Raw genomic sequence first — 11,808 nt, 5'->3', positions numbered from 1 at the left:
TGTGCACACAAAAAAAGGAGGCACCCCAACCAAGGAACAATGTCCTGAGTTGGGGTGCCTCCCCTAAAGTGTTATTTTTTTATTGATTATAACGATTCGGAAATCGAATGTAAATACCTGGAATGGGAACGTGTATAAAAAGTCATTCTCTATCGAGTTTTACTTTCCATCTCTGATTTTAAGCAACGCCTCGTCCAATGTGCTGACAACAAGGTCACACCATTGATCGAATTCAGGGTCCTCCATCTGTAATTCCGGGTGCTCCAGAATATGCTCAATCGTGCTGCGAATACCCTGATCCGCCCTTGTTGTAGCTACAAATTCAGGAACCAGTCGTTTCAGTTTGCTGTTGTCAAAAACAACCGTGTTGGCCTTATCTCCAAGCAAACCACCCCTGAAATCCAAATCACTGCTAGCCGCCAAAAAATCCGATGGCACATGAACCGCATGTAACTTGACCCCGAGTACATCAGCAATGATTTCATGAATCTGATTCCATGTGACAGACTCATCCGAGGTGATATGTACAGCCTCACCGATGGCGTGGATGTTGCCCATTAAGCCGATAAAGCCTTTGGCAAAATCGGTGTTGTGTGTAATCGTCCATAACGAAGTGCCGTCACCGTGAATGATCACTGGTTTATTTTCAAGCATACGCTTTAGAACCTGCCAACTTCCCTTCTCACCATGTACACCAAGCGGTACGGACTTATCCCCGTAAGTATGGCTTGGACGAACTATGGTCACGGGAAAACCTTCATCCCGATATAATTTCATCAGGTAGTCTTCACACGCAATTTTATTTCGGGAGTATTCCCAGAATGGATTGGATAATGGCGTTCCTTCGGTAATTCTGTAATCCGACAGCGGCGTTTGATAGGCCGATGCGGAGCTTATAAAAATGAACTGCTTGGTCTTGCCTTGAAACAAACGATAATCTCTCTCCAGCTGAGCGGGTACAAAAGCAATAAAGTCCGCAACGACATCAAATTGTAAATCGGCAATCAGATCGGCTACCCGTTTTTCGTCATTAATGTCGGCTTGAAGAACCTTGACTCCTGCAGGCAAATTGTCATTATGATTGCCGCGATTCATCAAATACAATTCACAGCCTTGCTTGGCAAGCATCTCGGTAATCGCTGTACTTATTGTGCCTGTCCCTCCGATAAATAGCGCTTTCATTGCTGCACCTCCAGATCGATTATGTTCCCCGTTCATGATATCATGCAGGCCAAAAAGGAGCAAAGTCCGGTTGAACGAACTCTGCTCCTCTGTATGAGTTGAACTAATGATATCTGGCGTACATTCCCTATCCGTTACGCTGACTCTTTAAATAACCTTAATCGTACCATAGATCATGTACATCCCGCAGTGAAGCTCGTATTCTCCTGGGGCGACGTTCTGATCGACCGTGTAGTAGTTATCTCCCTTTTGCATATAAAGATCCATGCCTAACTTCTCTGCAGCGACAGATTTGACATGTGTCACGCTTCGGGTCAGGATGAAATTAATTTTCGTAGGCACTCCAGATTTCACCTCAATGACATTCGGCTCAAATCCATCGTTGCTCACGTTCACATTAATGACCTCATATCCTTTCAAATCCTCCGGTGTCTCGATCTTTGCTGTTACTGAACCGCCTGATCCCGGGGATACGTCCTTACCCATGAAATATACAAAAAATCCACCGAGCAGAGCAACTACAGCCACGCCCAGAGTTAAGAACGGCCACGCTTTTTTAAACCAGTTATTCATATACACACTCCTTATTCCGTTGTCCCATCTTCATTCGTTAGTGGATGGATGTACTCTACAAGCATACCCCATTATGCACTTAATGAAAATGACCCCTCTGGGCTATCCGGAATATACAGGTGTGCTCCGGCTTCGCCGTGCCCTCATTTTATACAATTCCGGCAGAGCCACACCAATCAGTACGATAACGACACCGAACCATTGTAGAGCGCTAACATGCTCATGCAGTACGATGGAGGATAATAACACGGCAACCGGAAGTTCGACCGCCCCCAGAATCCCCGCCATATCTCCACCAATATGAGGTACGCCGATGGCGAACAGCACTGGCGGGATAAAAGCTCCAAAGAATCCAAGCAATAATCCAAAACCAAGCAGTTGACTCCAGATTAGACCGTTAAAGAGGAACGTCGGCGGGAATAAAATGCAAAGCAAAATCAATCCGCCTGTAACCATCCAAGCACTCCGAAATGCCGGGTGTGCAGAAGGAACTGCTTTACCGCTGAATAGAACAAACAAGGAGTAGCTAACTGCTGCCATTAATCCGAGCGCAATCCCGATCCCACTTACATTACTAATGCCCTGTTCCAGAAAACCTGCTGCCAGCAAGGTTCCTCCAAACAGAATAAAGAGAGTCAGGAACGTGATTTTGTCTGGACGCTGACGTTTGCTAATCGCCTGAATCAGCACGCTGATCCATGTAAATTGGAAGAGCAGGATGATCGCAAGCGATGCCGGAATGTAACGTAACGATTGATAATACACGAGTCCGGTAATTACCGTTGGCGTTCCAGCCGCCATCAGCATCAAACGCTGTTTCCAAGTTAAACGTGTGAAGACGTTTGAAGGACTAGCCGATGTAACCTTTACTTGGCCACCAGCCGGTGCTTTGCGTTTAGCTCTAAAACGCGTGTATAAAGCCAGCATCCACGACAAGATGAAACCGGTAATCAGCTGTGTTCCCACAACCTCACCAAGTTGATATCCCTGGCCATACGCCAGTACAACAATGGTGGACAGAATACCATAACTCATCGCGCCTGCAAGGACTGACAAATAATATTTCATGTGTAATTAACCTCCCGATGATTCAATAATGCGCCCGGTGTCCGGGTTCATGTAAGGTCACAACCACGTATTAAATGCAAAAAATCCTAACTCCGAGCAAGGAATTTGTTGATTCCTTTGCTTCGTAGTTAGGAAGTATAGGCTTCCCGTAGAGACCCTCGCCCTGTGTACACTTTCGGCCTGCGAGGTTATACGAAATGAAGTATGCAATTTAAATATCGCTCATGTGTGACGACTTTTCATATATTACATGGGAGGTCAAGTGGTGTCAACCCATTTCTTTTCAATTTTAAAAGTTAAAAAATGAAAGCTTAACATGGCCACCTCATTTGTTCACTCCAATGTCTCCTCTAGCTGTCCCACTCCAGCGTCTTTTGCAATCCTGATTTCAATCCTTCGAGATCCAGACCATCTACTGCAAAAGCTTCACGAATCAAGGGCGGTGCAATAAACTCATCATATTTGCCAAGATACGGTGCTTCATCCTCAGCAAGCAAATCAGATGCATTCTGGGCCGTTCGACACTCACTCATCATCTCGGCTAACAAGGTTCGTTCGTCCACTTTGCCTGATACCACAAAATAATATGGTTCCATCGGCACAACGGAACGCAAAGCGAGCCTTTCAGACAAATTATGTTTCATCAACCGCTCCAGCGTGCGAAACGATTTGCTACCCACCCAAGGCAACACATACATGGAATCCCCGCCTGCCGGAATGACAACCTGTTTGAGCAATCCGCTCTCACGAGCCAGGCGACGTGCGCGCTCCAACCGGTTAACGGCCTGTGGTGACAGATACGGATAGATCACGGATTCGGACAGCACCTCGCGCATTTTTTGTACAACCGCGGTATGAATATCTCCACCTGCACCAAGCCACAGTGTATCGACTTTGCCTTTCGCGGACTTCACGTACACGGCCTTATGCTTGTGATCCACTTCTTCCACCTTCCACAGCTTACCGGCGAGAGAGAAACAATAGCCTGGTGGCGGCACGGTCGTGATCGACCCGATTTCTTCCGAGCCGTTCAGTACTTTATGCTCTTCATCGTCCTTGAACACGGCATAGAAGCGGTAGTTGTTTACAATCTTTTCACCCGTGAGTCCGATAATCAGCGTCTGTTCTTCCGTCCATTGCAGATGATCCGTCGCGATCAGGTAATTCAGGAACGTTTGATATTGATCCGGTGTAATCTCTGAAAAAGGCGCCAGGGAGAGGATTGCGGCAGCAAGCTCTCTTGGCTCAGCCTCCCCCATACTTTTTAACATGCTCATCGTCTGGTGATAAAGAACCCCAATAGGCATTTTCCGAGCTTCAAGTGGCTCTACCCATTTGGTTTTAACGTACAGCTCAATCACCGCTATTGCACGCATTAATGTCCATGGCATACGGGCCGGCAGCTGTGCTTCCTCGTCTTCTTCCTCCGGGCATACAAAAAGCATCTCCGATGCCATATCATCACGCCTACCCGAGCGACCCAGCCGCTGAACGAAACTCGAAGCACTATAAGGTGCGCCAAGCTGAACGACACGCTCCAATTCTCCCAGATCAATGCCAAGTTCCAGCGTAACCGTCGCAGCAGCGACAGCCGGACCCGGACCTGTCCGCAAAGCCGCTTCGGTTTCTTCTCTCAGCATGGCCGATATACTTCCATGATGCACATGGAACACATCCCGTTCTTCTCTGCGTGCTGCAACACGGCGCATCTCCAGAATCGTGACTTCCGCATCCGTGCGGCTGTTGGTGAAAATCAGAGCCTTTTTGCGATGTGTGCTCTCATAAATGAAGTCGTAATAGGCTTTACGCGCATGATGAAGCTGCTCAGCCTGCTCTTCGTTTTGTGCATCCGGGAATGAAAAATGCTCCACCCGGAGCCGCAGTTTACGTCCGCCTGGGGAGGATACGACATCAACTCCTTGCCGTGTTCCCGCTGCAAGCCAAGCTGTCGCTGCTTCATAATCGCTAAGTGTAGCGGATAATCCAACTCTTCTAGGAGCACAGCCAGCCATGCGTTCAATTCGAGCCAACTGGCTTAACACCTGAATGCCCCGATCCGCTCCCATGAACGCATGCACTTCATCGATAATGATATAGCGCAGATCATGAAAAAGCGCAGGAATCGCATTCGGTCGATTCATCAACAGCCCTTCCAGCGATTCGGGCGTAATCTGCAACACACCTGACGGATTTTTCATCAGCTTGGTTTTCTCAGCCTGCGGCACATCACCATGCCAGTGCCAGACAGGAATATTGCCTTCCGTGAGCAAGTCTTTGAGTCGTTCGAACTGGTCATTAATCAGTGCTTTTAAAGGGCCAATATACAGAATGCCCACCGATTTGGAAGGCTGGTCATAAAGTTCAGTCAACGCGGGAAAAAAAGCGGCCTCCGTCTTGCCGGAAGCCGTCCCCGCCGCAATCAGCATGTGGTGCGGAGTGTGAAAACAAATGTTACACGCTTCAATCTGCGCAGGACGTAGCGATTCCCATCTTTTTTTATAAATAAATTCCTGCACAAACGGAGCCAGTCTATAAAATGGATTTGGGTTCTCACTCATAGTTCGAACTCCGCAAGAAAATCATCAAGCTCATCGGATTCCTTTTGGGAACCCTTGGCTCCACGAGCCAAACCATCGGAAAGAGCCGCACGCTCACCAAGTAACTGCTCGTAAGTCACATCAGGATTCTGATGTAGCGTATGCAACACATCCATAAAGTCACGCACCACTTCTCGTGTTGTCAAAAGTTCATCCGCACCCAAACGATTCACAGCCATTTGCATAAAACCTACTAATTGTTCATCGCTCAAGCTAGCGGTATATGCAAAATGAAGGGCATGAATCTGGCGTAGCTTTTGTAGCAAAATCAAAATTTCTTCATGCGACAACATCGTGAGTTTGATAATGGGGCCCGTATAATTCGCATACGCACTTGCGGCATAACGACCGTCAATAAGTCTGGATCGAAGCGCTTCATAGCTGTACAAACCACGGCGTTCATCCTCCACAAATTGAGGGGTTCCCCCCACAAAAATGCCCAGATGCTCGGCTTTCCCCTGCATCGTATCATTAAACATCGTTAGCAACTTCTCGTAGTTGCTTTGACGCGAAACGCTGTTTGTAATTTTATACAGATTCACAGCTTCGTCGATAAAGAGTAACAGCCCTTTGTAACCGATACGTGCCGTAAATTCAGACCATAATTTGAAATAATCATACCAGTTATCATCATCGATAATGACACCCACGGAAAGCTCTTTCTTCGCCTCCGTTTTGGTCGCGAATTCACCCCGAAGCCAGCGGAGTGCAGACTGTTTCAGGTCATCATCAGCAAGTTTGTAACCGTTCCAGTAAGAGGCCAGCACTTTGGCAAAATCAAAACCGTGAACCAAGTTCTGCATTTCACCCGTCACGAGGTAAATCTGTTTTTCTACCTCCAGCGGTAACGCAGGATCATCTGGACGTATATTCAACTGGGTCATCGCTGTTTGCTGCAAGCCTGCAATCCATTTTTGCAAAATAGGCTCCAAAGCCCCACCATCCGGGCGTGTTCGTGTAGACAAGCGTGTCATCAGCTCACGATAAGTTGCCAGACCTTGCCCTTTTGTGCCGACAAGTCTACGCTCTGGAGAAAGATCCGCATCCGCAACCACAAACTCACGATCCATCGCATAATTTCGAATCATTTGCAAAAGAAAGCTTTTACCGCTACCATAACGGCCAGTAATCAGTTTAAATGCTGCACCGCCTTCAGCAATGTTATCCAAGTCTCGCAAGATCGCTTCCACTTCCGGCTTTCGCCCTACAGCAATTTGCTCCAGTCCAATCCGTGGCACGACGCCTGCCGTTAATGAATTCACAAGTGCGGTGGTCAAACGTTTTGGAATCTTAAGCTGGTTTGGTTGATGTTCTGTCTTTTGATGTTCATTCACTGTATGCTCAGTCATGTCAATCACCTCTTCACATGTTCAAATACATCAATATAATCAGCAACGATTCGGTCACCATCCACCAGCAGATCTCCGATGGTTTCCATAGCGATATCGTTCATTTCATCTAGCAAAAGAGCTGGCATCGTTCCCGTTTCTTCGGCAAGCCGCATCAAATCACCATCCGGATGTTCACCAAGCAAAGCATGGATGGCTCTTACATGCCGGGCATCCAACCTCTCGGCAAATTCCCGCCACTCCTCTGGTACATGGGCTTCCGCAGCTTCGTCCCATATAAGCACTTCATTCCAACGATCCGAACTCATGGATGGCTGACTCCCGTTGTCTAGGATCGATAGTGAACCACTTTGCTGTTCTTGGAAAAGCGGCTCATCCATTCCGTGTCTTTCATTCTCGTCTGCGTTTTCTTCAAGGTCAGATTTAGCATTATCCGATTCGGAATTTGCGCTATCTTCAATGCTCAACGCCTTACGCACATATTCGCTATCCTTCTGCAAAGAAGCCAGTTTGGCCGTATCAATCTGAATGACTGGCGCAGTTACAGCCTCAGCTTGTTCCATGGCAAAAGCTCTTTCCAGATAACGCTCAATCACACTGGCAAGCTCAGGCTCCAGCGTTTTACCTCGCAGACGGCCCCGGAAGCCTAACAGTTCACGCAGCTTATTTTCCGTACAGCGGTAAATCCCGATTAACCTCTCCACAAATTCACGTTCCAATATGAGAGGAACATGAGTGAACGTAACAAATCTGCCGTAAATGGACTCGTCATATACCGCTTTATGAAACAGCGTGCGTTTAACCGTCTGCTCGGCTTTCGATTCAAGCTCAGGCAACAGCCCTCTTTGTTGCGTTCGCTGCAAATACGAATCCATCACAGCCATCACTTTGGGCACATATCGTTCCATTAATTCTTTGCCGCCATCCCGGTAAAAGGCATTTAGCGTAACATCATAGTCAAAATACCATTTCAGCATATCCAGCGTTACCTCAGCGACATTATCCTGTAACACCCGTTCTAATTCCTTGTCCATCAATGATGCTGGCAAATAACCACCCGAGAGCATCATCACATCATGAAGCAATGTATGAAGATCGTGAACCAGAACGTAATCGACCATCCACTCCTGCATATAAACATGAAGCTGAGGAAGCCGCTCTCGGTAATTCAACCATAATTGTTTTAATTGGTGATAACCATCCTCTGGATGTAACCAGCCGATCCCGTTAATCAACTCGTAAACATGAACAAACAGATACGACAGGTCGACATCCAGGTATCTTTCCTGGCGTACCTGCGTTCTCCAGTACAAATACCATTTCAGCTGTGCGTCATTCATCACCCCATACGTCGGCCAGTAACTCATAAATGGAACAGGTGAAGTTTCTTCTCCCGTAACTTCTGCAAGGCGTCTAGCTTCCTCCACAAATCGCTTCTCCGAAGACAATACAGCTCCCTGCGACTTGTGTGGTTGACGAGTCTGGTTCTCTATAGATGAACGATCAGGTATACGAATCGAGGTTGTCTCTGTATCTTCACTTAGATCAATCTCCATGAATTCCAGCTGTTCCGAATGATCTCTCATGGAATTGAATCCACCTCTTTCAGGGCAAAATACGAACACGTGTATCCATACGCAACATTATAACACTTGTGTAGCTTCTATGGGCGGCAAAATCATACTTTCTTTTCACACAAAAAAGAAGGCATCACTGCCCTCTTCTCTATTTTGTATTTCCTATCTATTTTACAGGTAATTGAATCTCTTTTTTTGATACACAGTGCGGACTTATCCGTTCAACTCAAACCACCCGCGTACGATTTTTGCCTTCATCCTTGGCTTGAGACAGGGCTTGAGTAGCCAGCTCGATCAAATCACTTGCGACAGTATTCTCATCAGGAAGCAGAACCGCCCCGCCAACGCTGACGGTAACCACACCACTCTGACCCGTGAGCTCTCGCTGGATATGCAGAGCAAGCACATGTTGCCTGATCTCCTCAGCCAGTTCCATTAAATACGCTGAGGTTGTGTCTTTTAATTTCAGCATAAACGTACCTCCGCGTTGGCGGGAAATGACAGCGTTATGCTGTTCGCTAACCACCGTTAACACCTCGCCAATCCACTGTAAACAAAGGTCGCCACCTTGCAGGCCATACGCCGTATTATAAGAACGGAAATCGTCAATATCAATGATCAGCAGCCCCAGACTACAGTTATCCTGCAAGCAATCCTTCCAATCCCCTTCGAGTTGTTGCTTGAACACCGTTTGAACCGGCATATCGGTTAACGGATCGGTGGTCAGGTAATTGCGTAATTGGTTTGTTGTATCGCTGTAATCATCCTGCCCCTGTTGTGATGTTCTGCTGCGAAGCAACAACATGACGGAAGGTTTGCCTGCATGAACAACGGAGGCCATTGTAATCTCAAAGAGCGAAGACATGCCAGAAGCTGTTGTAAAATACAACTGATTGTTCATCAAACTTGTGATGTCGAGCTGCAATTTTTCAAAGTCTTGCCGTATTATGTCCCGTGTATTATCAGGCAAAAAATCGTTAAAACTCTTCCCGATCAGACTGGCTGTATTTTCATATCCAAACAGTTCGGCCGCCATCCTATTACAGTAAATAATCCGCCCTTCGGTAAGTGTGAAAAAGGCAACAGGCGAGAAGTCCATCAATTGCAAATAACGTTGCTCGTTTCGCTTCAAAATACGGGCATTCTGAAAAGCGTGCTCCTCCGCTTGAGCCAGCTGATTTTCCGTCTGACGACGCACAATAGACTTTAGCAAAGGTAATATGCTCAGTTCTCTCGTTGTCCATGGATAGGAGGTCGATTGCACAACCTCCCTCCATTTTTCAAACGATTTCCGCGGAGACAAACGTACACCATCATCCGTCTTCAGCACGGCTTTCGCCGGATCACCAGCCCATTCGACCACCTGAACTACCTCGGGACGGAACCATAACATATAGTTGTGGTGACCCGGTGAGATGGCAACATAAATAACCCCGGAGGCTACATCTTGATATCGCTTGGCTGTCTCGTATTCCAGACTCAGCTTCGACGTGTGATAGCTGTGATCCTCTGCCTGTCCAGCCAGCCATCCGGCCAATTCACGAATCTGTCCATTTGTCGGAGTCTCACCGAATAACAGCAACTTGTCCTGGTAACAAATTGCCGCACCGGATGCATTCATTAACCTAAGAATGGTTTCCTGCTCTCCTTGCAGCTCTTCCACCACTCGCGCCCGGCTTGTATTGCCGATGAAAATGTTAACGATCCGCGTAGCAGCCTCACGGGAGTTGATCTCTGCCTGGTAATCATCCAGCTGTTGACGCTGGAACAATTCATTAGAGAAAAAGGCTCCCAGGAAGTTACACAGATTACGAACACGATGCGGGACGTATCTTGCAGAATAATGATGACACGTAATGAGTCCCCAGAGTTGATTATCATGGATGAGCGAAATGGTCACGGTAGCTCCCACGCCCATATTTTGCAAATATTCAATATGAAGCGGAGATACACTCCGCAACACAGACAGACTTAAATTCAAAGGTTTGCCTGTAAGGGGCTGCAACGTTGGTACGATTTCAACAGGCGTATAATCCACGTTGACAATGGTACGTAGCCAGTTACGAAGATACAGTTCCCTTGCTTGCTTGGGAATGTCCGAGGCCGGATAGTGATGCCCTAGAAATGGTTCGAGTTCCGGTTCGCGCGCTTCCGCAATCACTTTGCCGTTCCATTGCTCGTCAAATTCATAGATCATGACTCTGTCATATCCAAGCATTTCTTTGACTTGTTCAGCCGCAATCTGGCTCGCATCCACGCGGCTGTCCGTGCTTTTGATTCTTCCGAAGAAACGGGATATCCATTCAAAATCGTTCGATTCGATGTTTTCTTTTTCATAATAAGGCTCGATTTCAAGAATTAACAGACCTTCGCTCTCATGCAGGACCGTTGAAAAAACTTTCTCTTCCCCTGCCACTTCTATAATCAGATCCATATAATGCAAGTCTGACGTTACAGCTGCGTTCGAGCGGTTGTTCAGGAGCTTGTTTACATCTTCTTCAGCGATCAAGTCGCTTAGAGGCATACCTAAAATATCTGAGTAATCTATGCCCAGATGATCCTGTGTATTTTGGCTACACTGCACAATAGTTGCTGTCCCTTTGGGATCGATAGCCAGAAGCACGCCATGTGGCTGGATAAAGCCAGGAATATGAATAGGCTCCTTATCGCAGTTATTCAGGTCGATCGGATCATTGGTATATGTCCCTTGCGGGAGTAAGGTGCGGTTAAGCAGACTCATTTCTTGCCTCGACCTAGGTTCAGCCATGAACTTGAATATCCCCTCTCAGCATGTGTTGTTTCATTGTTACAGAACTTACGTCGGGTAGCTAATCGGGTGTTTTTGGCGTAATTCTTACGTATTAATCCACTGATCCAGTAGCCTGAATGTCTCCGAAGCCGTATACAAAACGCTGTCTTCATCCTCGGATGTCTGAATCGATTGTTGTAACAATTCCACAAACTCGCTCCATCTCGTGCGTGTCTGTGTGCCGTATGCGTTGAAATATTGCAGTCCACGATCTGCTTCTATAGGCAAAAATTGTGACAAACGTTTGGTCATGATCTGACCCCCGTTCGTTGAGCCCTCAATGACATAGAGATATCCGAACAGTCGTGCAGGTGTAGAAATGTCGGGTAAATCCTTGTGGCTACATTGTGGAATCTGCTTGATCTGCTCCTCGCTTAAGCCAAGATCCCTCAGATCTTGTTCTAATAAACCAGCCTTGCCTCTTACCTCGATATCCAATCCTGTTTCCGCCCAAAAAGACTGCGCTATCGCTTGATCCTCCAAAGGTTTTAGGAAACCGTAGAATTTCTCCAAATACACTCTATATTGTTCAATCGTTATGGTCGAATCCATAATTGCTTTCGCATAGGGGTTCTGTTCTACTTGTCTATGATAATGTGCTGTCTCACTCTTCAGGCGTTCCATAATACTAACTGCCGTCATGTCGTTATCCC

General features: G+C 47.0%; 8 protein-coding genes and 1 riboswitch. All 8 genes read right to left on the bottom strand.

Translation table 11 applies throughout. The features are described 5' to 3' along the window. Positions 1–159: 159 nt before the first annotated feature. Positions 160–1,182 carry an SDR family oxidoreductase gene (locus ACT89M_RS13260; RefSeq protein WP_154889591.1) on the bottom strand — a complete coding sequence of 341 codons (1,023 nt, stop codon included), beginning with the start codon at positions 1,180–1,182 and terminating at the stop codon, positions 160–162. A gap of 147 nt (positions 1,183–1,329) precedes the next feature. Then, positions 1,330–1,755, bottom strand: a complete 426-nt coding sequence (locus ACT89M_RS13255; protein ID WP_154889421.1) for a cupredoxin domain-containing protein — start codon at positions 1,753–1,755, stop codon at positions 1,330–1,332. Between the two features lie 102 nt (positions 1,756–1,857). Further along, positions 1,858–2,823, bottom strand: a complete 966-nt coding sequence (locus tag ACT89M_RS13250) for an EamA family transporter (protein WP_154889423.1) — start codon at positions 2,821–2,823, stop codon at positions 1,858–1,860. A 105-nt stretch (positions 2,824–2,928) separates the two neighbouring features. Beyond that, a riboswitch (purine riboswitch) is annotated at positions 2,929–3,039 on the bottom strand. 134 nt (positions 3,040–3,173) lie between these two features. Next, the gene (locus tag ACT89M_RS13245) at positions 3,174–5,381 is read right to left on the bottom strand and encodes a DEAD/DEAH box helicase (protein ID WP_154889425.1); all 2,208 of its coding nucleotides are present in this window, start codon (positions 5,379–5,381) and stop codon (positions 3,174–3,176) included. Next, complete coding sequence (locus tag ACT89M_RS13240) at positions 5,378–6,769, bottom strand: ATP-binding protein (RefSeq protein WP_154889427.1); 1,392 nt, start codon at positions 6,767–6,769, stop codon at positions 5,378–5,380. The genes ACT89M_RS13245 and ACT89M_RS13240 overlap by 4 nt, the downstream gene beginning before the upstream one ends. 5 nt (positions 6,770–6,774) lie before the next feature. Next, a complete protein-coding gene (locus ACT89M_RS13235; protein WP_154889429.1) occupies positions 6,775–8,355 on the bottom strand; it encodes a TerB N-terminal domain-containing protein in 1,581 nt (526 codons plus the stop codon). A 217-nt stretch (positions 8,356–8,572) separates the two neighbouring features. Beyond that, the gene (locus tag ACT89M_RS13230; RefSeq protein WP_154958723.1) at positions 8,573–11,113 is read right to left on the bottom strand and encodes a diguanylate cyclase domain-containing protein; all 2,541 of its coding nucleotides are present in this window, start codon (positions 11,111–11,113) and stop codon (positions 8,573–8,575) included. An 87-nt stretch (positions 11,114–11,200) separates the two neighbouring features. Next, positions 11,201–11,797: a biliverdin-producing heme oxygenase gene (locus ACT89M_RS13225; protein ID WP_154889433.1), complete on the bottom strand. Its 597-nt coding sequence runs from the start codon at positions 11,795–11,797 to the stop codon at positions 11,201–11,203. Positions 11,798–11,808 lie beyond the last annotated feature (11 nt).

The sequence above is a fragment of the Paenibacillus sp. NN59 genome, from assembly GCF_057597225.1.
This window is presented reverse-complemented; position numbering and strand designations above follow the sequence as displayed.

Bases quoted from the DNA above. Each gene is read 5' to 3' on its own strand.
- ACT89M_RS13230 (WP_154958723.1), bottom strand. From the start codon at position 11,113: ATGGCTGAACCTAGGTCGAGGCAAGAAATGAGTCTGCTTAACCGCACC.
- ACT89M_RS13250 (WP_154889423.1), bottom strand. From the start codon at position 2,823: ATGAAATATTATTTGTCAGTCCTTGCAGGCGCGATGAGTTATGGTATT.
- ACT89M_RS13255 (WP_154889421.1), bottom strand. From the start codon at position 1,755: ATGAATAACTGGTTTAAAAAAGCGTGGCCGTTCTTAACTCTGGGCGTG.
- ACT89M_RS13225 (WP_154889433.1), bottom strand. From the start codon at position 11,797: ATGACGGCAGTTAGTATTATGGAACGCCTGAAGAGTGAGACAGCACAT.
- ACT89M_RS13240 (WP_154889427.1), bottom strand. From the start codon at position 6,769: ATGACTGAGCATACAGTGAATGAACATCAAAAGACAGAACATCAACCA.
- ACT89M_RS13245 (WP_154889425.1), bottom strand. From the start codon at position 5,381: ATGAGTGAGAACCCAAATCCATTTTATAGACTGGCTCCGTTTGTGCAG.
- ACT89M_RS13235 (WP_154889429.1), bottom strand. From the start codon at position 8,355: ATGAGAGATCATTCGGAACAGCTGGAATTCATGGAGATTGATCTAAGT.
- ACT89M_RS13260 (WP_154889591.1), bottom strand. From the start codon at position 1,182: ATGAAAGCGCTATTTATCGGAGGGACAGGCACAATAAGTACAGCGATT.